The sequence below is a fragment of the Lysinibacillus sphaericus OT4b.31 genome, assembly GCF_000392615.1.
GTDB lineage: Bacteria > Bacillota > Bacilli > Bacillales_A > Planococcaceae > Lysinibacillus > Lysinibacillus sphaericus_B.
The window spans coordinates 2918819-2943163 of sequence record NZ_KB933398.1 but is presented as its reverse complement, the minus strand read 5'-3'; the positions used below and the strand labels follow the sequence as shown (position 1 = coordinate 2943163).

Annotated in this window: 22 protein-coding genes; 15 read left to right on the top strand and 7 right to left on the bottom strand. The window is 38.3% G+C overall.

Annotation, left to right across the window (positions count from 1 at the left end):
* The first annotated feature begins 112 nt into the window (after positions 1 to 112).
* Positions 113 to 1120 (top strand): aromatic acid exporter family protein, encoded by a 1008-nt coding sequence (locus H131_RS13490; protein ID WP_080647670.1) that lies wholly within the window; start codon positions 113 to 115, stop codon positions 1118 to 1120.
* Between the two features lie 20 nt (positions 1121 to 1140).
* Here the strand turns inward: H131_RS13490 and prli42 are convergent, their stop codons facing one another.
* Entirely contained in the window at positions 1141 to 1236 is a 96-nt protein-coding gene (prli42, locus tag H131_RS24535; protein WP_155242458.1) for a stressosome-associated protein Prli42, read from the bottom strand.
* Between the two features lie 125 nt (positions 1237 to 1361).
* Here prli42 and mce point away from each other — a divergent pair, with 125 nt between their 5' ends.
* From mce to H131_RS13465, 5 genes are all read left to right on the top strand, one after another.
* Positions 1362 to 1775 carry a methylmalonyl-CoA epimerase gene (gene mce, locus H131_RS13485; RefSeq protein ID WP_010859722.1) on the top strand — a complete coding sequence of 138 codons (414 nt, stop codon included), beginning with the start codon at positions 1362 to 1364 and terminating at the stop codon, positions 1773 to 1775.
* Positions 1776 to 1780: 5 nt separating this feature from the next.
* A complete protein-coding gene (locus tag H131_RS13480; RefSeq protein ID WP_010859721.1) occupies positions 1781 to 3328 on the top strand; it encodes an acyl-CoA carboxylase subunit beta in 1548 nt (515 codons plus the stop codon).
* 211 nt (positions 3329 to 3539) lie between these two features.
* Positions 3540 to 4493 carry a hypothetical protein gene (locus tag H131_RS13475; protein ID WP_010859720.1) on the top strand — a complete coding sequence of 318 codons (954 nt, stop codon included), beginning with the start codon at positions 3540 to 3542 and terminating at the stop codon, positions 4491 to 4493.
* Between the two features lie 170 nt (positions 4494 to 4663).
* Complete coding sequence (locus H131_RS13470; RefSeq protein ID WP_010859719.1) at positions 4664 to 5779, top strand: M20/M25/M40 family metallo-hydrolase; 1116 nt, start codon at positions 4664 to 4666, stop codon at positions 5777 to 5779.
* Between the two features lie 24 nt (positions 5780 to 5803).
* Positions 5804 to 6292: a chemotaxis protein CheW gene (locus H131_RS13465; protein ID WP_010859718.1), complete on the top strand. Its 489-nt coding sequence runs from the start codon at positions 5804 to 5806 to the stop codon at positions 6290 to 6292.
* A gap of 295 nt (positions 6293 to 6587) precedes the next feature.
* On the opposite strand, the gene nspC is transcribed toward H131_RS13465, so the two are convergent.
* Together nspC and H131_RS13455 are read right to left on the bottom strand one after the other, a co-directional pair.
* A complete protein-coding gene (gene nspC, locus H131_RS13460; protein WP_010859717.1) occupies positions 6588 to 7727 on the bottom strand; it encodes a carboxynorspermidine decarboxylase in 1140 nt (379 codons plus the stop codon).
* The gene (locus tag H131_RS13455; RefSeq protein WP_010859716.1) at positions 7724 to 8953 is read right to left on the bottom strand and encodes a saccharopine dehydrogenase family protein; all 1230 of its coding nucleotides are present in this window, start codon (positions 8951 to 8953) and stop codon (positions 7724 to 7726) included. Before H131_RS13455 ends, nspC begins: the two co-directional genes overlap by 4 nt.
* Before the next feature lie 810 nt (positions 8954 to 9763).
* Between H131_RS13455 and H131_RS13445 the strand changes: the two genes are divergently transcribed.
* The 3 genes from H131_RS13445 (at position 9764) to H131_RS13435 (ending at position 13367) form a co-directional block, all read left to right on the top strand.
* The gene (locus H131_RS13445) at positions 9764 to 11476 is read left to right on the top strand and encodes a methyl-accepting chemotaxis protein (protein ID WP_010859714.1); all 1713 of its coding nucleotides are present in this window, start codon (positions 9764 to 9766) and stop codon (positions 11474 to 11476) included.
* Between the two features lie 105 nt (positions 11477 to 11581).
* Positions 11582 to 12322 (top strand): tetratricopeptide repeat protein, encoded by a 741-nt coding sequence (locus H131_RS13440; protein ID WP_010859713.1) that lies wholly within the window; start codon positions 11582 to 11584, stop codon positions 12320 to 12322.
* A gap of 412 nt (positions 12323 to 12734) precedes the next feature.
* Entirely contained in the window at positions 12735 to 13367 is a 633-nt protein-coding gene (locus H131_RS13435; RefSeq protein ID WP_036130304.1) for a LysE family transporter, read from the top strand.
* A 577-nt stretch (positions 13368 to 13944) separates the two neighbouring features.
* Here H131_RS13435 and H131_RS13430 read toward each other — a convergent pair.
* Together H131_RS13430 and H131_RS13425 are read right to left on the bottom strand one after the other, a co-directional pair.
* Positions 13945 to 14991: a Cj0069 family protein gene (locus tag H131_RS13430; RefSeq protein ID WP_010859710.1), complete on the bottom strand. Its 1047-nt coding sequence runs from the start codon at positions 14989 to 14991 to the stop codon at positions 13945 to 13947.
* A gap of 191 nt (positions 14992 to 15182) precedes the next feature.
* A complete protein-coding gene (locus H131_RS13425) occupies positions 15183 to 16097 on the bottom strand; it encodes a DMT family transporter (protein ID WP_010859709.1) in 915 nt (304 codons plus the stop codon).
* A gap of 106 nt (positions 16098 to 16203) precedes the next feature.
* On the opposite strand from H131_RS13425, the gene H131_RS13420 reads away from it, so the two are divergent.
* Both H131_RS13420 and H131_RS13415 read left to right on the top strand, forming a co-directional pair.
* Entirely contained in the window at positions 16204 to 17100 is an 897-nt protein-coding gene (locus H131_RS13420) for an AraC family transcriptional regulator (RefSeq protein ID WP_010859708.1), read from the top strand.
* Positions 17101 to 17329: 229 nt separating this feature from the next.
* Positions 17330 to 18376 carry a hypothetical protein gene (locus tag H131_RS13415; RefSeq protein ID WP_010859707.1) on the top strand — a complete coding sequence of 349 codons (1047 nt, stop codon included), beginning with the start codon at positions 17330 to 17332 and terminating at the stop codon, positions 18374 to 18376.
* A gap of 103 nt (positions 18377 to 18479) precedes the next feature.
* Here H131_RS13415 and H131_RS13410 read toward each other — a convergent pair whose 3' ends face one another.
* Together H131_RS13410 and H131_RS13405 are read right to left on the bottom strand one after the other, a co-directional pair.
* Positions 18480 to 19004 carry a hypothetical protein gene (locus H131_RS13410; protein WP_010859706.1) on the bottom strand — a complete coding sequence of 175 codons (525 nt, stop codon included), beginning with the start codon at positions 19002 to 19004 and terminating at the stop codon, positions 18480 to 18482.
* Between the two features lie 391 nt (positions 19005 to 19395).
* Positions 19396 to 19860 carry a hypothetical protein gene (locus tag H131_RS13405; protein ID WP_010859705.1) on the bottom strand — a complete coding sequence of 155 codons (465 nt, stop codon included), beginning with the start codon at positions 19858 to 19860 and terminating at the stop codon, positions 19396 to 19398.
* Positions 19861 to 20261: 401 nt separating this feature from the next.
* Here H131_RS13405 and bioD point away from each other — a divergent pair, with 401 nt between their 5' ends.
* The 4 genes from bioD (at position 20262) to bioB (ending at position 24066) form a co-directional block, all read left to right on the top strand.
* Positions 20262 to 20966 (top strand): dethiobiotin synthase, encoded by a 705-nt coding sequence (bioD, locus tag H131_RS13400; RefSeq protein WP_010859704.1) that lies wholly within the window; start codon positions 20262 to 20264, stop codon positions 20964 to 20966.
* Complete coding sequence (bioA, locus tag H131_RS13395; protein WP_010859703.1) at positions 20947 to 22314, top strand: adenosylmethionine--8-amino-7-oxononanoate transaminase; 1368 nt, start codon at positions 20947 to 20949, stop codon at positions 22312 to 22314. The genes bioD and bioA overlap by 20 nt, the downstream gene beginning before the upstream one ends.
* Positions 22315 to 22317: 3 nt before the next feature.
* The gene (locus H131_RS13390; protein WP_010859702.1) at positions 22318 to 22893 is read left to right on the top strand and encodes a biotin transporter BioY; all 576 of its coding nucleotides are present in this window, start codon (positions 22318 to 22320) and stop codon (positions 22891 to 22893) included.
* Between the two features lie 177 nt (positions 22894 to 23070).
* A complete protein-coding gene (bioB, locus tag H131_RS13385) occupies positions 23071 to 24066 on the top strand; it encodes a biotin synthase BioB (RefSeq protein WP_010859701.1) in 996 nt (331 codons plus the stop codon).
* The last annotated feature ends 279 nt before the right edge of the window (positions 24067 to 24345 follow it).

The window sequence follows — 24345 nt, the reverse complement described above, 5'->3', positions numbered from 1 at the left end:
CGTGCACTTTAGTCATATTCCTTTATGAATTTTTGTAATATTGGCTAAATAATCGTCTTATTCAGACAAATTTAGAAAGATAAGCAGAACTTCTAATGAAGAAAACTTCGTTATGAATGCTGCAAGATGGGAGGCAGTCGACTTGAAAAAGTTTTCAATCGGCTATCGTACATTAAAAACAGCAGCCGGGGCAGCAATGGCTATTGCCATTGCCCAGTACTTTGAATTAGCTTCTTATGCATCAGCTGGTATTCTAACGATATTATGTGTGCAGCCCACTAAGAAAAAATCTCTTCACGCTGCCTATACACGCTTTATTGCAAGTATTATCGCCATGCTCTATGCATTTTTGAGCTTTGAATTATTTACGTATCATCCGCTAACGTTAGCAGGCATGCTTGTGCTGTTTATACCAACAATAGTGTCTTTAAAAGTAGCAGATGGCTTTGTCTCTAGTGCGGTTATCATTATGCATATCTATGCAGCTGGAGGTTTTTCATTATCGCTCGTTTATAATGAGCTGGCTTTAATGGCGATTGGTTACGGGACAGGTATTGCGATTAATATGTATATGCCAGATATTCAAAAAGAATTAAATTATTATCGAGTGAAAATTGAGGAGCTTTACAGTAAGATTTTTTTAGAAATTGCCGAGTATTTAAGAGAAGGCGATACATTGTGGGACGGGCAAGAATTAATTCAAGCGGTCAAAACGTTGAATCGTGCAAAGTCATTAGCCTTTAAAGATGTTGAAAATCATTTCACGAGGCGAGAAAATGACTATTATGTATATTTTGATATGCGCGAACAACAGCTCGAAATAATCGAACGAGTGCTACCAAAAATAACGGCACTTCCTGTTATAGTACAAGAGGCTGCAATTGTGGCAGATTTTTTGCAGGACTTAGGAGAGCATGTTCATTCAGGTAATACGGCAGGTCATTTTAGGGAGAAATTGGAGCATGTGAAACGGGATTTCTCTCAATTACCATTGCCTATAAATCATGAGGAATTTTTAGCACAGGCAGCTCTCTATCAATTAATCGAAGAAATGGATCGTTATTTAGAAATAAAGCAGTCATTTAAAGGACTGAAGGTAAAGAAAGAGCGCCCACAGTAGTGTGGACGCTTAGCATTCCTTTAGACTAGCATTGATAAACCGAATGCAAGAGATGAAATTAACATGATAACTACCATTGCATAGACAACGATTTTTTGAAATTTTTTATTACTCATATGCTCGTTCGCTCCTTCTTTTCTTATAAATAGTTTAGCAAATCTGAAAAATTTCTCAAGTAGTAGAGTTTTGACAAAAAAGTCTGTAAAATAGAGTATGTACCATAACAGAAGGAGATGTCACCATGGAGAAAGTAGACCATATTGGGATTGCAGTGCGCAATCTTGATGAACGCATTACATATTATACAGAAATTTTAGGATTAAAGTTACTGAAAGTTGAAGAAGTTGAATCTCAACAGGTTCGCGTTGCATTCATCGACGCTGGCAACGTGAAAATGGAGTTGTTAGAACCAATGAGTGAGAAAAGTGCAATTCATGGATTCATTGAAAAACGTGGAGAAGGTATTCACCATGTTGCATTCGGTGTAACAGGAATTCGTGAGCGTATGGCAGAACTTCGTGAAAAAGGTGTGCGTCTTTTATCAGATGAGCCAGGCCCAGGTGCTGGTGGTGCAGAGGTTGCTTTTATGCATCCTAAATCATCTTTTGGTGTGTTGTATGAACTATGCGATAAAAGTGGAAAAGGGGATAAGTGATCTATATGGATATGTTCGACAAAATTAATGACTTGTACGATCGTAAGACGGTAATTGAACTTGGTGGTGGCTATGAGCGCATCGAAAAGCAACACGAAAAAGGAAAGTTAACGGCGCGTGAACGTATTGACTTATTACTAGACGAAGGTACATTTTTCGAGATTAACCCATTCATTACACATCGTACAGTAGACTTCGGTATGGACAAAATGGAAGGCCCTGGAGACGGTGTCGTAACTGGTTTCGGTAAAATTAACGGACGTCCAGTATACTTATTCTCTCAAGATTTCACTGTATTCGGTGGAGCACTTGGTGAAATGCACGCGAAAAAAATGGCAACAGTAATGGGTCTTGCTGCGAAAAACGGTACGCCATTTATTGGGATTAACGATTCAGGTGGCGCACGTATTCAAGAGGGTGTACTTTCACTTGATGGGTACGGTCATATTTTCTACCGTAATGCAATCTACTCTGGTGTAATTCCACAAATCTCAGTTATTATGGGTCCATGTGCAGGTGGTGCTGTGTATTCTCCCGCAATCACAGACTTTATCCTAATGGTAGATAAAACATCTCAAATGTTCATTACTGGACCAAAAGTTATTGAAACGGTAACAGGTGAAAAAATCTCTGCTGAAGACCTTGGTGGTTCAAAAGTAAATAATGCAATCAGTGGTAATGCTCATTTCCGTGCTCCTTCTGAAGAGGCGGCTGTTGATCAAATTAAACAACTACTAAGCTATTTACCGCAAAACAATAAAGAGAAAGCACCTCGTCAAGCGAAGCCAGAAGGTGACGACTACCGTCCAGAAATCGTTGATACTGTGCCGATTGAAACAACTCGTCCATACGATGTGCGTAAAGTAGTAGAACAAGTAGTGGACGAAGGTTCATTCATGGAAGTTCACTCTGAATTTGCGAAAAACGTTGTTGTTGGTTTTGCACGTATTGCAGGTGAATCGGTGGGTCTTGTTTGTAACCAACCAAAAGTTTTAGCTGGTGGTCTTGATATCGACTCTTCAGACAAAGCAGCTCGTTTCATCCGTACTTGTGATGCATACAATGTACCAATCATTACATTTGAAGACGTTTCTGGCTTCTTCCCGGGCGTTAAACAAGAACATGGTGGTATCATCCGACATGGTGCAAAAATCCTTTATGCATACTCAGAAGCAACTGTTCCGAAAATTACAGTGATTCTGCGTAAAGCATACGGTGGTGCGTATGTTGCGCTTAACTCTAAATCGATTGGTGCTGACCTTGTATTCTCATGGCCAAACGCTGAAATCGCTGTTATGGGTGCAGCAGGTGCAGCAAACATCATCTTCGCACGTGAAATCGCAAAATCCGATGATCCAGAAGCGACACGTGCAGCAAAAATCGAAGAATACAAAGAAAAATTTGCAAACCCTTACGTTGCAGCATCTCGTGGTATGGTAGACGATGTTATCGATCCTCGTGATACACGTATCAAGTTAATACAAGGATTAGATATGTTAGCCAATAAACACGAAACACGTCCAGACAAAAAACACGGAAATATTCCGCTATAAGTATAGACAAGCCCAGTAGCCTTTTGGTTACTGGGTTTTTCTTGGAAAGGACATGCTGTAAAGATTGTTCCATATGCTCCTATCAGTAGATGATTAGGTAGTTGGTTGCGATAAAAGTGAAGGCAGACAAGAAAAAAATGTCGTAAAATGACAGATTATTGAAACATTTTTTGCGTTTATTCGTACAACTATATAAGGGGAGTTGAGATGAATGGAATGGCAACAATTACAAAAAGAGCAAGAAATGCTTCATGCGCAGTTGAGAAATGCTAGCAGGTTAAGTGAACAAAAACTTTTAATTGAAGGGCAAATTGACCATGCACAACAGGAAATATACAATCACTCGACAGCACTCAATCATATTCGTAAAAGACTCGATAAGTTAGAAGGATTTTCGTTTATGAATATGATCCGCACATGGACAGGACAACGTGATGAGCTACGTGCAGAAAAAATTGATAAAGCAGCCATCCTAGAGTTAAAAATAAAAGAAGCAACAAATATGCAACGGGACTTGACGCAAGATCTAGGGCAGGTGAATGTAAAGTTGGCTCAAATCAATGAACAACAACTGCATGCAGCCTTATCACAATTAAATGCAAAAAAGAAAGGCTATCTCCAATTACATGCTCCTGAAAAAGCACAGAGATTAGAACAATTAGCAAATGAAGAAATGTTAACTAAGCAGCTCATGCTAGAAATAAAAGAAGCTGAAGAAGCAGGAGACGCAGCACTTACTAAGCTTGGACAAGCAGCAGCTTCTTTGCACTCAGCAAGTGGTTATTCGACATGGGATACGTTTTTTGGTGGAGGTCTCATTGCTACACATTTAAAGCATGATTCCCTCGATAAAACCGAAAGCTATCTTCATAATGCCCAAATTGCATTACAGCGTTTTCAAAATGAATTATTAGACGTACAAGATATGTCTACTAAATCTCTACACGTTGAGACGGATGGTTTGGTTAAATTTGCGGATTATTTCTTCGATGATATTTTTTCAGCTTGGTCTGTGCATTCAAAAATATCGACAGCAGGAGAGCAGGTATCTCGTGTACAGGATGATGTACATAATACGATGTGGCGATTGCAGGATAAACATCATAAAGCAGTTGAATATTTAGCAGCATTACAAGAAGAGAAGTCAATTATATTACAACGATAAAGTTAGCTATGGAAAGGGTTACACGCCCCTGTTCACAGGAGCATTTATCTGTTCTTCCCCATAATAGGGAAGATATCTCATGTGAATGATTTCAACTACACAGTGGTTGTGCTAAAATAATACTTATACTATGACGTGGAAAAACACGTAAACTAAGGGAGTCTTACAATATGACAAGTCGTTTAGTAGAAGAGTTTTTTGAACTCGTACAAATCGATTCAGAAACAAAGCATGAACAGGTGATTGCACCGATTTTAATCGACAAATTAACTGCACTTGGCTTTACAGTAGAGCAAGATGATGCACATACACGTAATGGACATGGTGCAGGGAATTTAATCGCTACTTTAAAAGGTACATTAGAGGTAGAACCAATCTATTTCACTTGTCATATGGATACAGTCGTACCAGGGAAAGGCATTAAACCATCCATTCGTGAAGATGGCTATATTGTTTCTGATGGTACAACAATTTTAGGTGCCGATGATAAAGCTGGTCTTGCGGCATTATTTGAAATGGTAAAGCGCTTAAAAGAGCAAAATATTGCACATGGGGATATTGAATTTATCATTACCGCAGGCGAAGAGAGTGGATTAGTGGGAGCAAAAGAATTAGATCCTGCAAAAATAAAAGCAAAGTATGGCTTCGCAGTGGATAGTGATGGCAAGGTTGGCGGTATCGTAACGGCAGCTCCCTTCCAAGCAAAAATTTTCGCAAAGATAATTGGTAAAACAGCTCATGCAGGCGTTGCGCCAGAAAAAGGGATATCAGCAATTACTGTTGCTTCAAAGTGTATAGCACAAATGAAGCTTGGTCGTTTAGACGAAGAAACAACGGCAAATATTGGGCGCTTTGAGGGTGGTCAGGCAACGAATATTGTCTGTGATGAAGTGACGATTTTAGCCGAAGCACGGTCAATTGATCAGGCAAAATTAGATACTCAAACAAATCACATGAAAGAAACTTTTGAGCAAATTGCAGCTTCAATGGGAGCGCGTGCTGAAGTAGAAGTGAAGCTTATGTACCCTGGCTTCCGTGTAACAGAATCTGATAAAGTTGTTCAAGTAGCAATGGCTGCAGCACGTAATATTGATCGTACACCATTGCTTGGTATTTCTGGTGGTGGTTCAGATGCCAATGTCATTGCAGGATTTGGTATTCCTACGGTGAATTTATCTGTTGGCTATGAAGATATTCATACGACAAATGAAAAAATCCCAGTAGAGGAATTAGAGAAATTAGCAGATTTGCTTGTCGAAGTAGTCAAAGAGACAGCGAAAAAATAACACAAAATTGAAGGAAGTGACCGTATGGAAAGTGTAAAGGCAGTGGTTTTTGCTTGTGGAACAGAGGAATATGCAGTGCCAGTTGAACAAGCGATATCCATTGAAAAATTAGAGCATATTACGCCGATTCCTCATTTGCCCAATTATTTACTTGGCTTTACAAGAATCCGTGGAGAACTTGTACCTGTGCTAGATTTTGAGCGTATATTATACAATCGTTCTTCAAATTCACCAACGGCACGTGTCATCGTATTAAATACAGATGTCGTGAACTATGGTTTACTCGTAACAGAGGCTCGTGAAATTCTTGATTTAGAAGAGTCGGTATTAAAGCAGATGGGGCTTGTCAATTATTCAAAAACACGTTACTTTACTGCTGTGGCTAACCTTGAAAATCGTATGATCACATACGTGGACCCTAAAATACTTGTTAACTCATTGGATGGTATCCGTGAAATTATTAATTATTTACACAAAATGCTTGAAAATGAAGAAGAAAACGTAGAGGCCTGAGTCTCTATGTTTTTTCAATTTTATTTTTCCTGGGTGAGCGAGTTTTTTCTCAACCTGAAAATGACATAGTCAATACAACCCATAGTAAATAAAGCAATCGTTGTAGGTTTTAAAACAGGTCCTCTAGTGACAGGCAACGTTTTATCCTCGTTGAAGAGGGGAAAGCCTTATGAATAAAGAAATACACAGTACTTCCTAAGAGGGGAGATACTGTATTTTACTGTTTTCCTGTTAATGTCTTTGTCAATATTGAAGAGCCCCTCCAGTCATCTAGTTGGAGGGGCTCTTCGTTTCATTAAGAAAGTCTACCGCTATAATCTTCAAACTTAAATTCACGAATGACTTTAACGCCTTCTTCATCATTATAAGAAACGATAGAAGGAAGGTTCACACCATTAAACATATGGGTTTTCACCATAGAGTAATGTGCCATATCTGTGAAAACAAGACGATCGCCTGGTTGTAATGGTTCTTCAAATGAATAATCACCAATTACATCACCTGCAAGGCATGTAAGCCCTCCTAAGCGATAGGTATAAGCAAGTTCATTTGGCTGACCTGCACCAATAATAACTGGGCGGTAAGGCATTTCTAGTACATCTGGCATATGACATGTTGCAGATGTATCTAAAATTGCTAGGTCCATACCGTTTTTCTGAATATCTAGAACCGTTGCCACTAAGTAGCCTGTGTTTAATGCTACTGCTTCACCAGGTTCTAAATAAACAAGCAGGTCATACTTATCTTGAATGTAATTAATAATGTCTACAAGCTTATCGATATCGTAATCTTCGCGTGTAATATGGTGACCGCCACCGAAGTTTAACCATTTCATTTGGTGTAGAACATCGCCAAATTTCTCTTCGACTACTTTAATAATACGTTCTAACGTATCAGAGTTTTGCTCACACATCGCATGGAAGTGTAAGCCGTCGATACCGTCAAGTTGTGTCTTGTCGAAATTAGCTAATGTTGTACCAAGCCGTGAGTTTGTATAACAAGGGTCATAAAGCGCCGTTTCAATTTCAGAGTACTCAGGATTAACACGAATACCACAATCGATTGATTTACCAGCCGCTTTTACCTTGTTCTTGAACTGTGCCCATTGGTTGAATGAGTTAAAAACGATGTGATCGACATAGCCAAGCAGCTCGTCCATTTCATGCTCTACATAAGCAGGTGCGTAGACGTGGACTTCCTTGCCCATTTTTTCATAGCCAAGACGCGCTTCGTATAGGGAACTTGACGTAATGCCTGCTAGGTATTCACCAACTAAAGGGAATGTCGAATGCATCGAAAATCCTTTTAGGGCAAGCAATATACGACAGCCTGTGCGTTCTTGAATCGATTTTAAAAGCTCAAGATTTTTGGTTAATAATCGTTCATCCACAACGTAAGAAGGGGATGGAACTTTTGTGAAATCGATTGGTTTCATCGGCTTAATTCCTTTGCATCTAAATCAAGGGCAAGTAATTCTGGGTTGTGGCTTTCTTGCCATGGTAGACCCCATTTATTTAGTGCATCCATGAATGGATCTGGATTGAAATCTTCTACGTTCCACACACCTGGTTTGCGCCATTGACCGTTCATGACAAGCATTGCACCAATCATTGCTGGTACACCAGTTGTGTATGAAATCGCTTGTGAACCAACCTCGTTGTAACAAGCTTCGTGATCGCATACATTATACACGTAGTAAGTTTTCTCTTTGCCATCTTTTAGTCCACGGATGATACAACCGATATTTGTTTTTCCTTTAGTGCGTGGTCCAAGTGATGCCGGATCCGGTAAAATTGCTTTAAGGAAGTGAATTGGTTGAATCATTTGTCCTTCAAATTCGATTGGCTCAATCGATGTCATGCCAACGTTCTCTAATACTTTTAAGTGTGTTAAGTATTTTTCAGAGAATGTCATCCAGAAGCGAATTTGCTTTAAACCTTTAATGTTTTTCGCAAGTGATTCTAATTCTTCATGGTATAACAGGTAAATATCTTTTGGACCGATTTCTGGTAAGTTATACACTTCTTTTTTCTCAAGTGGCGCTGTTTCAATCCACTCGCCATCTTTCCAGTAACGACCATTTGCCGTAATTTCGCGAATATTGATTTCTGGATTGAAGTTTGTTGCGAAATGATAACCGTGATCACCAGCATTGGCATCGACAATATCAATGTAGTGAATTTCGTCAAATTCATGTTTTTGTGCATGAGCAGTGAAAACGCCCGTTACACCTGGGTCAAAACCGCTACCAAGTAATGCTGTTAAACCAGCTTTCTCGAACTTTTCTTTGTAAGCCCATTGCCATTTATATTCAAATTTTGCCGTTTCAGGTGGCTCGTAGTTTGCAGTATCCACATAGTGCACACCTGTCGCTAAGCAAGCATCCATAATCGTTAAGTCTTGATAAGGTAGTGCAACGTTAATCACAACGTCTGGTCCAAAGGCTTTAATAAGCTCAATAACCTCGTCTGTATTATCGGCATCTACCTGTGCAGTATGAATCTTTGTTTTTCCGCCGTCTAGTTTCTCTTTTAGAGCGTCACATTTTGAAACAGTTCTACTTGCGATACAAATTTCCTCAAATACGTCCGAATTTTGAACACACTTGTGTACCACAACACTGGCTACTCCGCCAGCTCCTATAATCAATGCTTTACCCAATTGTCTACCCCCAAGTTCATATAAAGTATTGTCAAACAAGCTGATTATACAGAAAATTGATATACTACTCAATCATTGTTTTTTAATTTTCCACAAAAAATTTTATTTTTCTACAATCATCAGCCATTTTCAGCGGTGAATACTCCGAAAATAGAAAGAAATTGCGTAAAAAAGGACAGAGAATATTTAAAAGTTTTTTTCGTCTATTTTGTGTCTAGAGAACATGAAAACGATTTTGCTACAACTGCATAAGAATGTTGTGATATTTTTAAAGATAGCTAATTGGTGGAGATATTGCGGCGATTGCTATTTGAGCAAAAGGGGAGAAAGCTATTATCATCTTACTAGTTTAACAATTGATAAAGATTGTAGCATTGGCATTTACTACAATCTTTACTCATTTCCTCTATTTGAAAAAACGGTTTGATACATGTGGTTTCTCATTCCCCCATAAATAAAAAATAAAAATTAGTAGCGTACTTAAATATCCCATCACGAGGCCGTAGGTGCTGAGGGCGACCTGTACTTGGCTTTGTATGGCATAAATAAAAATGGCTCCAAGTGTTAATAAATTTCCCATAATAAGAGTCAAAAAATGAAAACGGCTATTCATAGCAAGCCCCCCTAAAATGTATTTGCCTCTCAGATAAAGAAAATATACTTCAATTATCTCATAATTCCGAAAAACAACCAAGGTATTTGCGAAAGTTTAAGTTTAAAAGATGCTTTTTAAATACATGTTATTATAGTATGATGATTGATAAAGTCGAATTTTCATAGATTTTTACAAGAAAGGGGAGAGTATGAAACGTGAATTTACGAAATTCATTAACTTTTCAACTAGGGACGATTATTGCAGGCATCCTTGTGGTGATGCTAGGTATTACTTCGGTTGCTACATACATAACAGCTTACAACAAATTATATGATGCTGCTGGCGTCGAGGCATATGGTTGTGCCAATATTACGACAGGATTAATAGGTTCAGCAGAAATTGAAAAAGCACTTACTGGGGATAAACAAGCAATGGAACGCATCGGCAATGATTTAAATTGGACAACCAATCATAAAGATATATTTCAAACCCAGTACATTTTAACATTAGATGGGACAATACTTGCTCTTGATGAGCACTTAGCGAATAAAGGATTTGCGCCAGGAGATGATTTTTATATCGATGAAGATGCGATTGCAATGCTACTGGACATGAAGCACCCAACTTATTCTGAAGCGTATTCATTTGGTGGGATGAACCGTCTGTCTGGTTATGCTCCCATTTTTAAGGATCATGATCCTAGTAAAGAAATTATTGCCATTAGTGTTATCGATTTTGATGCCAATATCGTGAAAGAACGAACGTGGGATGTTGTACGCAATGGTATTTTAATAAGCATCATTCCCATGCTATTAGCTTCAATCATTACAGGCTTCTTAATCCGTCGAAAAGTAAGACCGATTAGCCTTTTAATTGAACAGGCGAAACAAATTGCGGATGGCAACTTAGCTGTAAAGGGGACGGATGTTAAAAGTCATGATGAGGTAGGCGATTTAGCCAATACTTTAAATCGTATGACAAAGAGTTTACAAAATATGATTGTAACAATGCGGTCCACATCGGATGCATTAACCGCCAATGCAGTTGAAACGTCTAATACACTTAACGGCATGACCGATACTGTTCAAATTGTTGCGAATAATATTGGTGAGGTATCGACGGCGGTGACAGAAGGTATGCATCATGCAGAAAATGCTACAGGAGCACTTACGTCATTAGCAGATGATTTACAAAATATGAAAGTGAAGGCTGATTATAGCGTTGAAATTTCAAATGACACGATGAAAATTGCAAGCGAGGGCGAGCAACGTGCAAAAGACATAAATAATGATATGGCGTTAATTCGTCAAGGTTCTGATGAAGTCAGTCATACAGTTCAAAATTTAGTAGTATCCGCAACAAAGGTCCAAGATATTACGAATACAATTGCTGGCATCGCTACACAAACAAACCTTTTAGCACTAAATGCATCTATAGAAGCGGCAAGAGCCGGTGAACATGGTAAAGGCTTTGCAGTTGTTGCAGAGGAAGTACGCAAACTTGCCGAACAATCAAATCAAGAAGTATTAGAAGTGGACAAGCTTGTCCAAGACATTATGGAACGTATTCAGCATGTTATATCTTCCACAAACGACAATACGAAATATATAGAAAAAGGTACTGACACTGTAAGTTTAACAGTACAGTCGTTAAGTGAGATTTCAACAGCAGTTGCAGAAACAGTAGAGCAAATCACAGGTATTTCTAATGTATTGACTCTCGAAACAGAGAAGTCCGATCATGTCGTACAAATGATTCAACAGTTAACAGAGGCTATACGCGAAATAGAAGAGACGATGAATAATATTAAAGCAGCTGCGCAACAAACAACGGCAAGTATTGACGAAGTGACAAATGGATCCTATGAAACAAGTCAACTGGCAAAAGAACTGAATAAATATGTAGAGGCGTTTAAATTGAAAGACTAGTAATCATTGTTTGGCAGTGGCTTTTACGATAATAGCTACTTTTCTTTCTAAAGATGGTAAACTACCTATAAGACTTTTTCTTTGGTGAAGGTGAGGAATTTAATAGTGATAAAACAATTTGAGGAGCAAGTACAACACATAAATGAATTGTTTGTAAATGGTAGAGTTAAAGACAGCTATACTTTAGCAAAAGCATTAATAGCTAATGAATTGTTTGCAGGGGATGCTTCATTCTCAACAGTTCAGCAACATGTCGCGCTTTTAGAGGCCAATGGCTATGCCAATATGCCAAACCCTACGAATGAAAAGGTGAAACAAAGTGTCGAACGTACAGATGGATCGTATCCAGAGCGTGATGTACTTGCGAGCTATTTAGGAAGTCAGGATCATGAACAATTCAGTAACGTAGTAGATGAGTTACTGGCAGGACCAATCGAGGCTCAGGCCAATGCTTACTATACAATGGCTGAATATTTTGCACTTGCGAAAGAGTATGATAAGGCGATGGTACAATACGCAGAATCTATTAAATTACAGCCAAATACAGCACTATATTGGGGTGCATTTGCGCAATTTGTAAATCGAGTTGAAGCGAGTCCTTTTTTAGCACTTCGTCTTATTGAAGAAGCCATTTTGTTAGATGATATGAACCCTCGCTGGTACTTCATACAAGGGAATATTTTTTTACAGCTTGTCTCAACAACAAAGAATTTAAGTTATTTACCTGCTTTAGAAGAAGCATGGATGAAGGCTGAAAAACGTTGTACCGAGAAGCAAGTGGCTTTAAAAATAGAAATCGCAAAGTTAAAAGATGTCGTTACACAATGGAAGAAGCAAATGCTATAAAAAAAGAAGGCATGTCAGTAAGGTAGGATGACTCAGCCTGTTGACAAACTCGAGTTTATCAACAGGCTTTTTTTTATACAAGCGAGAAGTAATAATCAGATGCTGAACTAGCCATCTGCTTTCCACGGACGAACCATCTAGCCTCCTTCTTTAGCACGCTTCATGCAAGAGTAGCTGGCTCATTTCCTTTCATTAACATAAGTCATTGTTCTATCAGGGATTTAAACTTTTTCTTGTTTTCCATATTTCTACATATCAAAAAGAGCAGTCATTTTGGCAATAGTTAATTGTCAATTGAGCTCAATAAAATGAATATTTATAAAAAATACAAGATATTACCGTATTTTTATGCTAGAATTATCGTATAAACGGACGTATGAAACTTATTTTATTGCATGAAAGAAGTGTTTCTTTGAGTTTGTATGTAGCGTATGTCATGGTAGGGCTGGCAATTGCTATGCCAGTAGGTGCCATTACGGTGGAAATGACGAAGCAAGGATTAAAAAACGGTTTTATGCATGGCTGGGCTGTAGGGCTTGGTGGCATGACTATCGACATTGCATTGATTTTCGCTTTGTATATGGGGCTTGCTTCAATATTAGCAATGCCGATGATTCAACTGCCAATGTGGATTATTGGGGCAGGGTTCTTATTGTTATTAGGAATTGATTCTATTAAAAATGCCGACCATGATATTACATTGGCTGGTGAAAAGGTGACGAAGTCTTTTTTTAAATCATATCGAAATGGTTTGCTCGTAGCGATATCACCAGGAAATCTAGTTTTTTGGGTTAATGTTTTTGGGGTCGTGCTAGCAAAGTCTTATGATCAGGCTGAGTCGACAAGCTTTTTAGTAATCGCTGCAGGAGTACTTAGCGGTATTTTACTGCATGATATGGGTCTGATGACCATTGTTTCTGTGACGCGTAGGGCGATGAGTCGTAAGATGATAAAAACACTTACAATGTTATCAGGCATCTTATTGATTGGATTTGCAGGTTATTTTATTTATGAATTTATTCAGGGCATAAAGGTTTATCTGTAAAAAAAAGTGCGACGGAAACGTCGAACTTTCAGATTAACGACAAAAGGTATTCGGAATGTGATCATTCCGAATACCTTTTGTCATTTTATCAGATATAGTAGTTATAAATAGCCCCTATTAACGAGAATAGCACAAGGTTGTCCAACGCATACCATGCTTTTCTTTCGCATCCGCAATTACACGTTTAATCATTTCTTTTCGAAGTGCATAGATTTGTTTCATGTCACTAAATGATCGAATTCTTCCACATTTACGCTCAAATATGAATAATTTTCCGATGATCCTTACTCGTCGTACATTGAGTCAATAACGGACAAACTTGCGCATAGAAGTGGATTGAATTTATATTGTCTTCTGCCTTCTTTCATTGTCGTTGAATAAAAGAATAGCATGAGCTGAAGGCCCCGCAGGAGCGTAGCGACGAGGAGATTGAAGCCGTGCCCGCGAAAAGCGTCCGCCGTAGCGCAAAGCAACGGGTTCATATAGATACTTCTATATTTAAAAGAAAAGAGGCCGTAAACAAACTCAATTTTTTGAGTTTGTTTACGGCCTGAAAGTGCGACGGAATGTTTTATTTTTACGCTGAAATTTCTGTTTGCTCTTTAATGCAGGCTAAAATTTCTTCAGCCACTTGGTGAGCCAATGTGAGTTCAGACGTAAAGCCCACACATGAGCAGTTCATTTCTCCTAAAATATAGCAGTCCTCTCCCGCGCCATTTGTATCTAGCATGAAATCGGCTGTCCAAATTAGTGGCAAATCATAGTTGCCCAATATGCTTGTGACAAGAGGTAATTGGATTAAAAAGTTTTGTACAAGTTCAGCCCATTCTTCAGGTGCATCATAGCGGTATTGGGCGCCTGAGAACAGTGTCGCACTAAAGGCATCCTCGGAATCTGCTGGTTTTTTATGTACGACGTGAACTGGTTTATCACGCAACATAAATAAGCGGATTTCGCCTTCGGTAATACGAGGTAGGAAGCGCATATCGATTAACATACCATTTGTACCAGTAATGTACTGTTCACAAAAAGTCATGAATTCACCTAGCTTCCAATATTCTACGTGATTATCCTTGGCTTCTGTACATTTAATTTCTGCATCAAGTGGCACTTCTGTAACTCCTTTAGCAAGTGGATTGACTAATTTCACACGCCAAATGCCTTCACCTGTTGAACCTCGATTTTGCTTTAATACCCGTTCATTTATGGCAAGTGAAGTGGGAAACTGAGTTTTAAAAGCTTCAATCGTGTAATAGGCAAACGTATCATCCGGCACTAAGTTAGTGGCAGTCAGCTTCGATAACACATCTTTAGAACCGTAGCCAATCATTGCATCAGGGTGAGGCATACCAATAACGCCCACTGCACTCAACTCACGCAACATCTCAAAATATTCTGTTTCATGCTGTAAGTTGCCGGGATTGATGCGTGATACGTAGGCGATGCCTTGCTCTTTTACATAATTAAAAATATTATCTTTTTTTGTTACATCAAAGAAAATGACTTCAGCATCTTGACCTCGTTGTTTAAGTGCATGAACCATCGGCATGGTGTCTTTTCGATAGCCATCGGGTCCTTTGTCATTACCGCCCTGTACTTCGAAGAATATTACTTTTCTATCCATATAATTACCTCCTTAATATGATGATAATTTCAGTATAATAGACAAATAAGGAGAAAAGATATATGAAATATGTAAATTTTATGTATAAATTCTCGGTTTATTATTTCTAATATAGGAATTTATAACCATTATTTATTTGAATTATCTGAATTAACTACAAAATTACTATATACTTATATTTTGTTACAATTTTATGCGTTTTTTTGAAAAACAGTAAGATATAAAATCATACATAGAATGAGTAAAGTCCCGATTACTTGGTAGCTTCCAAAGGAAATTTGTAGCCAAAGTACGCTTGTGATGACAGCAGTTAATGGTTCGAGGCTACCAAGTAAACTTGTTTCCTTAGGCGATAAATATTGCAGACTTTCAATATAAAACCAAAATGCTAACATTGTCCCAAAAATAACGATAAAGAAAAAATAAGCTGTAGTTGAAAAAGCCCAGTTTGAAATATCGATGTGCCATGGTTGATAAAATAAAGACATAACTGAACCACCAATAAGCATTGACCAGCCTACAACAAGTAACGAATGAAAATGTTGTAAAAGCGGAACAGCATATAATGTATAAAAGGCGACCGAAAGACCAGATAATACACCCCAAAACACTGCCATTGCTGGAACTGAAAGTGTAGAGAGAGAACCATTAGTAAGCAAAAAAAATGTTCCGATGAGTGTGAGTGACACGGCTATACCATCCTGTTTTGTCAATTGGCTGTGTTTCGTGATCAAATAATAGGCCATGATAAAAAGAGGCGCTAAGTATTGCAACAATGTTGCTACTGCAGAATTCCCTAAAGCAATGGACATCATATAAGTATATTGCACAGCAAGCATGCCGAGTAAGCTAAATAAAATTTGTCTAAAAGCATTATACTTTGTACGCCAAATCACAAAAAGAGATTCTTTACGATGTGTAATTTTATAAACGATAAGTAGTAACAAGCCCGCTAAAAGAAGACGACTGGATACAAGCCAGCCAACCTCAATATTTTCTTGCTGAAAGAGCTTTTGCGCGACTGTACCCCCAATCCCCCAAAAACTTGCGCCAAGAATAACAAGGATAAAACCCATTGTACGATTTTTCGTTACGTGTTGATTCATACTGCAACATCTCCTAAACTATCAATATAAAGCAATTATAAAGGGTGCTTATCAGAAGAAATATCGAATTATATGGTTATTAATATCAATATATTGAGGTGAAATAGTGGCGTTATCACATATTAAAGTAGCAAAGGATTTACAAGAATTAACGCTGCATGGCACGAAGGCGTTTCCTGTAGCATTGTATGAAACAATACTGCGACTAGATCGCATGGATTTTTTACCGTTACATTGGCATAAGGAGATTCAATTTGTCTATGTCAAAGAAGGAAGTGTGCAGTATCGTGTAGGGGCGGATGAAATTGTGCTTAAACAGGGGGAGGGTGTCTTTGTCAATGCATCTTGCTTACATGAAGCGAAACCTTCTGACAAAGAGCAAGCGAAGATTTACTGTGTCAATGTTGATCCTAAGTTATTAGGGGGGCATGAGGGGAGTATTATGGCGACAAAATATGTTCTCCCCTATGTTACGACTAATAGGCTACCCTTTGTTAAGTTTTCTGGGGAGTTGGCACAAGCGGTTGAAAGTGCCGCCGTTTTATTGAAAGAGCGCGAACTATTTTTTGAGATGAAAGTATGGCGAGAACTGTTACTCATTTGGGAAACAATTTTGACACAATCTTTGCTAACAGAAGAACGAATGACTCCATCGGTAATTGTGCAGCATGAACGTGCTAAGGAGATGCTGGATTATTTACATAGCCATTATCAGGAGAAAATTACCCTTGAAAATTTAGCCGCCCACGTTTTTTTAAGTCGCGCTGAATGTAGTCGCTTTTTTAAGAAAATAGTGGGCATGACGCCTTTCACATACATTTTGCATTACCGCCTTCGTAAAAGTATGGAACTGTTGCGCGATAGTGAGCAATCCGTAACCACTATTGCAGTCAGCACAGGATTTAGCACGGTCAGTTATTATATCGAAAGATTTAAGGACTATACTGGCTACTCTCCTCATGTTTATCGCAAGAAATTTTTGACAAAGGATGAAACTTTTTAACTGTATAAACGAATAGTGAAAGATTAATGACAAATACAGTTAAAAGAATGGAATTTCATTTGTTGGATATTGATAAATAATTCCAATTATAATAAAATTTTATAAATAATGAGGCTATTATTAAGCTTCTGACTGGATGAAGGAATTCATGAAAAGAACATGGATAAAAGGTTCATTTAAGCAAGTATTATGTTACCCAAAGTAATGAGATGAAAAGGAGCAATGCGTAATGAGCGCTTTAAAAAAGAGGCAAAATATATGGTTAGCATTTTTATTAGTAGTATTAGCTAGTAATTACACGCTTTATAATACGGGCCTTGGAATGTCGATTTTACCGGCAGAATCAAATGGAGTGGTCATTGGCTCATTAATTGATTTTCTCATCGTCATACCCGTGTTATTTATGCTCTATAAACGTAAATTTTCTGTAAAGCAAGTGATTATTTTAGCAGCTACTGGCTGCATTGTTGCTCGCTTTATCATTCCACTTGAGCATTTACAGCCATTTGTAGCGGTAACGTGGGTAGGATTTGCGATTGAAGGGACAATCATTCTATTTGAAATACTATTAGTTGCGTCTCTCGTACGTTATATGCCAAAAATTTTAACAGATGTAAGGGGAAGTGTATTACCTGATTTGTTTTCTTTCCCTAAAGCGGTTGAAAGGCATACGTCAAAGCAACCAATTATTCAAATGCTGTGTACAGATTTTTTAGTTCTTTACTACGCTTGCGCAAGTTGGAAGAGGACAGCACGAACGGGATTAACCTTGCATAAAAACTCTAGCTATATCGCCTTTCAAATGATGCTTATCCATGCAATTGTTATTGAAACGATTGGAATTCATTGGTGGCTTCATGAGAAATCTATGATACTTTCCATACTATTACTTCTTGTGAATGTGTATTCTGTTGTATATTTTATAGCGGATGTGCAGGCGGTTCGTTTAAATCCTGTCTATGCAACTCATGATAAGCTTTATTTATCTTTAGGTTTAATGAAACGTACGGAATTTAACTTTGAAAATATTGAAGAACTTGTTGAAGATAAAGAACTTTTACAAGGAAAATTGAGCAAAGATACCATTGATTTTATTGCGCGTGATTTTGGTGAGGCCTATCCGCAATTTATTTTGAAGATGAAAGAACCAATTGATGTGACATTTATGCTAGGCATTACAAAGAAGTATACAAAAGTCGCTATTAAAGCCGATCAAGTGCATGAATTTAGAGAAATGCTTGTACAAGGAATGGAAAGTAATAAAATAAATATGTAATCGGTTGAGTCGGTAGTTAAATCGTCATAAAACGCGATACAACTAGGTGCCGAAAACTAAGCAGGCACCTAGTTGTTTTTTGATTCTATAAAAAATAGGAAGTCTATTTTATACTAGGGAAAATGACATAAGAAAAACTTATAACAGCGTCTATAGCTAAAATGATTCCCCATACTTTCATTACCTGAACTAAGGAAGATGTATCAGTATTCGAACCAATAAATAGTGTCATGGCATACAATAAGCCAGCGCCAATAATGTAGGCTACAATATGGCGACCAAGCATGGTCATTTCATGTTTGGCTTTCGCCATTCCGCTTAATTTTTCTTTTTGAATGAGGACCTTTAAAAACCACTGCTGGAATTTAATATCCGCCCAAGCAATCATGGTCTTGCCATAAGCAATGGAAACACCTATATAAATGGCAGCGACACCGTGTGCTGTTGATGCGGGTGTACCTGCCTTTAAATCCATTACTGTAAGAAGCACAAGCAGTAAATCAATAACAGGTGTAAGTGCAAAAAAGAACAAACTAAGTTTAGGTTTTTTAAAGACATATCTACAAATTAATCCTACTATAATGACAATCCAAAAAGCGATCTCTGCCGTAATAATCCAAGCAATCATAAATTCTCTCCTTTTATCCCGTTATAACGATCAGTAAGCCGACTCGAGGTGTTCAAACAACTAGACCGTAAAAGCCCGATTGGTTCAACTAACCATCAGTGTGGAAACAGCCCCTACTGAATGAAGTATCACTGTAGTTAGTACACTTGTATAAAATAAAAATACCATAGGTCTTAAAATAATAATATAGCTTGTAAGCTACGAAATAGGGGAATCTACAGAAGATTATTTTGCAAGGGAAGCACAAGATTTTTGCTTATTTACTGTAGGGAAATATACACGAAAGTGAAGAAAGTTGTCCAAAATGAAATCGATCACTTACACCCGTTTATCAATGGGCTTTGTGCAGATGAAACTCTATTTAAAACTAAATGCCATAGCCCACCGAGTGTTAGTCTAGGTGGGCTATGGCATTTAGTATGTCTTCACTGACTGCATCCCAAAATTGCTGTTGTACGGAGTCGCAATAAGTATAGAGTTCTTTATTTTGTACATGGTCATATATCTCAGCGACTGTTTCTTTGTAAAAATGAAGTCGATGATTTAAGGATTCTCGCTCATCTTCGATACAAAAATATTTATATATATCGGCAAGGCGCGCGAGCTTTGTACACTTTTGTTTTGTCGCTTCATACTGTGTTTGATGAAAGCGTCCAATCGCACTATGCATGGAACTTTTCATCCGATGTTCCGCCTGCAATGCTCGAAATTCCTCCTGGCGAATGGCCACACGGTACCAAAATTCATAGCGTATCGGTAAGTCCTTGAGTTCATAAGTGAGCAATGATTTAAGAATAAAACCAACATGCTCATATATATCGATGACCTTTTCAGATTCCTTAAAAATTCCAAACATACAGCCACCCCCATGTATTTAAATACTACAGAAGAACATCAAAATCCTTTCAATTGCAGATGAAAATCTTCTCTAAATAGCGAAATCAGTATCGGTAAGTCCATAGTATCGAGTTTAAACTTTATTCAACATCGCCTTTAAATATAAGAATCGCTGATAGGAAGGCAGAAATCGCTGATAAACCGAGAAATGCGCGAACAGGCTTCACCCACAGTGGGGATTTCCTAATATTTATTTAACTTGATTATAAAGGAGTGTTAATAATTATCTAAAAATTCACTATATTTCGCGAAGAAATGAAGTGTTTTTGTAGAAAAAAAGAAAGAGCATTTACAAAGTGAAAATAAATGTGTTAACTTAATTTGTGTAGTTAGTTAACTCAAAAGAGGGGGAGGTTAACGTTGCAACATTTTTGGGTTGTTGGAACAGATACTGAAGTTGGTAAAACGTGTGTTACCACATTATTAATGCGCCAATTACAGCAGCAGGGTTTTCGTGTTACACCATACAAACCTGTACAAACGGGTGAAGTGTACAGGGATGGCGAATCCTATTACCACGATACAGAAATGTATGAAAAGTATTCTTTGCAAATGCTTGATTTAGATAATTTGAATGGTTATTCGTTTAAAGAGGCGGCATCACCTCATTTTGCGGCTCAACTGGAGGGGCAGCAAATAAATACCCAGCATTTATTAAAGCAATTGCAGATGTTACAGCAATCATACGATGTCGTTATTTGTGAAGGTGCCGGAGGGCTTTTTGTCCCTTTAGACATTATTGGAGAAATGACACTCCTTGATGTCATTGTTCAGAGCAAACTACCTGTTGTAGTCGTTACACGTACAACACTCGGAACGATCAATCATACGCTTTTGACATTAGAGTCATTACAGTCCCGAGATATAGAAGTACTTGGCATCGTATTCAATGGTGACACCGGTAGCCCGATCGAGCAAAGCAATATAGAAACGATATTACAATATCATGCATTACCATATGCGACCATTCCGCAGTTCCAAAATATTTCGGAGATTGTTGAATATGCCATTACAGACACAACATTGTTCGAAAGGCTGTACAGACATGAAATATGCATTAACTGAATTACAGGCAAGAGATATGCAACATGTATGGCACCCATGTTCGCAAATGAAAGACTATGAGCAGTTTCCGCCAATTGTTATTAAAAAAGGTCAGGGTGTTTGGCTTTATGATGAACATGATCATCGCTATTTGGATGCTGTGTCTTCTTGGTGGGTTAATTTATTTGGGCATGCCAACCCCCGTATTAGTCAGGCTTTAAGTGAGCAAGCGTTTACATTAGAGCATGCAATCTTTGCGAATTTTTCACATGAGCCGGCTATTAAATTAGCGGAGAAGTTAGTAGCTTTAACGCCAGAAGGTTTAAATAAAGTATTTTTTGCAGATAACGGTTCGTCAGCAATAGAAATCGCATTAAAAATGAGTTTTCAATATCATATGCAAACGGGGAAAACATCGAAAAAACGTTTTCTAGCATTAACGGATGCGTATCATGGTGAAACACTAGGTGCTTTATCGGTAGGTGGAGTAGATCTTTATAACGAGGTGTATCAGCCACTTTTACTGGATACAGTACGTGCGCAGGGGCCTGATTGCTATCGTTGTCCTTTTAAAACTCACCCGGATACATGCCAAGCCCAGTGTATTGACTTTGTAGAACAACAACTCGTAATACACCATGCAGAAATTACAGCTGTTATTATTGAACCACTTATCCAAGCGGCGGCAGGCATGAAAATGTATCCACCTATTTATTTAAAGCAATTACGCGTGTTGTGTACAAAGTATAATGTTCATTTAATTGCCGATGAAATTGCTGTTGGTTTTGGTCGTACTGGAACGATGTTCGCCTGTGAACAAGCGGCAATTACCCCAGATTTTATGTGTTTATCGAAAGGACTTACTGGTGGTTATTTGCCACTTTCTGTTGTTCTGACGTCGGACGAGGTATACAACGCTTTTTACGATGATTACGGGACAATGAAAGCATTTTTACATTCACACAGTTATACCGGCAATACATTGGCTTGTCGCGTTGCATTAGAGGTATTAACAATGTTTGAAGAGGAACATTATATCGACATTGTGCAACAAAAAGGTAAACGCATGTATAAGCTTGCAATGGAGGCATTTAATCAGCTGCCATATGTGGGTGAATATCGGCAGGTAGGGCTCGTCGGGGCAATCGAACTTGTCGCGAATCCTGTGACGAAGGAGCCGTTGCCAAGTGCAGAACGCATCGGCTATCAAATATATAAAAGCGCTTTAGCAAAAGGGTTACTTATTCGTCCACTTGGAAATATATTGTACTTCATGCCACCGTATGTCATAACGGATGACGAAATGCGTTTCATGATAGATACAGCGAAAGAAACAATCGTGCAATTTTTTGCGGAACGGGAGGGATGAGGTGTGCTACAACGTCATTCAACACTGTCACTCGTCATGATTGCGATGTTTGCTGCTTTAACAGCCATTGGTGCATTTATTAAAGTACCACTACCAGTTGTGCCGTTTACATTACAAATTGTCTTTGTCTTTTTGGCTGGATGTTTGCTGGGAAGTCGTAATGGCTTTCAAAGTCAAATAGTCTATATTGGAATTGGTTTAGTTGGTTTACCCGTTTTTACACAAGGAGGAGGCATCACCTATGTGTTGCAACCAACTTTTGGTTACCTAATTGGTTTTGCACTTGCTGCCCTTGTCATTGGTTTAATGATTGACAGAATAGAGAGTCCGACGACAAAGCATTTTATCGGCGCAAATATCGTAGGGCTCATCGTTATTTATGCGGTGGCAGTACCGTATTTATATGTATCATTGAACTTCTGGCTACATATGAAAACGAGCTGGTCTCATATTTTTCTAGTTGGTTTTCTGAATAGCATTGTTGCAGACTTGTGCATAGCCATTGCGTCGGCACTTTTAGCGGAACGGCTTTATAAAGTATTTCAATCAGCAAGGTCCATCAATTATGCCTCGGCTTAATGGTCTTTGTTTCTTTGTTATCAGTACAGAAGCATCTAGCAATGACTCGATTCAGGCGAGGTGTAAACGCAACAGAATTGAAGGCATTTAGCAACGCTCTTGTTACGAATAAGAAATAGAAGGCTACTTTCGCCGAATAAAGCTCACAATAGAACAAGTAGAAAAGGAGAATGTATAGTGGATTGGTTACAACTAGCAGATGAAGTCATTGCGGGAAAAATTATTAGCAATGAAGAGGCATTGGCCCTTTTAAATAGTGACGATGATGACCTATTAAAGCTAATGGATGGGGCCTTTGCTATTCGTAAACATTTTTATGGTAAAAAAGTGAAATTAAATATGATTATGAATGCCAAGAGTGGGTATTGCCCAGAGGATTGTGGGTATTGCTCGCAGTCGTCCAAATCAACTGCGCCAATTGATAAATATCCGTTCATTACAAAAGATGAAATTTTAGCAGGTGCGAAACGAGCATTTGAAAATAAAATAGGTACATATTGCATCGTCGCGAGTGGTCGAGGTCCAACGCGTAAGGATGTCAATGTCGTCAGTGAAGCGGTCGAAGAAATTAAAGAAAAATACGGCTTAAAAGTTTGTGCCTGTCTTGGCTTATTGAAAGAAGAACAGGCGCAACAGTTAAAAGAAGCGGGGGTAGATCGGTACAATCATAACTTAAATACTTCTGAGCGCCACCACTCATACATCACAACCTCCCATACGTATGAGGATCGTGTGAATACGGTGGAAATTGCTAAGAAACATGGGATTTCCCCATGCTCGGGTGCCATTATTGGCATGAAAGAAACGAAAGATGATGTGGTGGATATTGCACGTGCACTGCACCAATTAGATGCAGATTCGATACCAGTCAATTTTTTAAATGCCATTGATGGCACGAAGCTAGAGGGCACAAAAGAATTGAACCCTCGTTATTGTTTAAAAGTATTAGCATTATTCCGCTATATAAATCCAACAAAGGAAATTCGCATTTCTGGTGGTCGTGAGGTTAATCTTGGGTCACTTCAGCCACTAGGTATGTATGCTGCCAATAGCATTTTTGTTGGAGATTACCTAACTACTGAAGGACAAGAAGCGAATCGTGATTATCGTATGCTCGAAGATTTAGGTTTTGAAATTGAGTTAACACAAAAGCAGGAAGAAGTATTGTGCTGAGCAAAATGACCAACCTTAATGAAAAATTATTACTGCTACAACTAATTTAATTATCATCAACATGGAAAGGCCGTATGTGCGTCGTGGAAAAGGGGTGCATATGGTCTTTTATGATGGCAGACGGATAAAAACGAGTAAATGACGGATAGAATGCTTAAAGTGACGGATAGTAACGAGTAAATGACGGATAGAATCTCCAAAGTGACGGATAGAAAAGAGGCATAGTCCTGGCGATGAAACATAAACACGTTATGCCTAAAAAAAGCTGATTTTCACAAT

Coding starts and splice junctions, on each gene's coding strand:
- H131_RS13475 (WP_010859720.1), top strand. CDS start 3,540: ATGGAATGGCAACAATTACAAAAAGAGCAAGAAATGCTTCATGCGCAG.
- H131_RS13465 (WP_010859718.1), top strand. CDS start 5,804: ATGGAAAGTGTAAAGGCAGTGGTTTTTGCTTGTGGAACAGAGGAATAT.
- H131_RS13430 (WP_010859710.1), bottom strand. CDS start 14,991: ATGGATAGAAAAGTAATATTCTTCGAAGTACAGGGCGGTAATGACAAA.
- H131_RS13490 (WP_080647670.1), top strand. CDS start 113: ATGAATGCTGCAAGATGGGAGGCAGTCGACTTGAAAAAGTTTTCAATC.
- bioA (WP_010859703.1), top strand. CDS start 20,947: ATGAAATATGCATTAACTGAATTACAGGCAAGAGATATGCAACATGTA.
- H131_RS13405 (WP_010859705.1), bottom strand. CDS start 19,860: ATGTTTGGAATTTTTAAGGAATCTGAAAAGGTCATCGATATATATGAG.
- mce (WP_010859722.1), top strand. CDS start 1,362: ATGGAGAAAGTAGACCATATTGGGATTGCAGTGCGCAATCTTGATGAA.
- prli42 (WP_155242458.1), bottom strand. CDS start 1,236: ATGAGTAATAAAAAATTTCAAAAAATCGTTGTCTATGCAATGGTAGTT.
- H131_RS13410 (WP_010859706.1), bottom strand. CDS start 19,004: ATGATTGCTTGGATTATTACGGCAGAGATCGCTTTTTGGATTGTCATT.
- H131_RS13425 (WP_010859709.1), bottom strand. CDS start 16,097: ATGAATCAACACGTAACGAAAAATCGTACAATGGGTTTTATCCTTGTT.
- H131_RS13470 (WP_010859719.1), top strand. CDS start 4,664: ATGACAAGTCGTTTAGTAGAAGAGTTTTTTGAACTCGTACAAATCGAT.
- H131_RS13415 (WP_010859707.1), top strand. CDS start 17,330: ATGAGCGCTTTAAAAAAGAGGCAAAATATATGGTTAGCATTTTTATTA.
- nspC (WP_010859717.1), bottom strand. CDS start 7,727: ATGAAACCAATCGATTTCACAAAAGTTCCATCCCCTTCTTACGTTGTG.
- H131_RS13480 (WP_010859721.1), top strand. CDS start 1,781: ATGGATATGTTCGACAAAATTAATGACTTGTACGATCGTAAGACGGTA.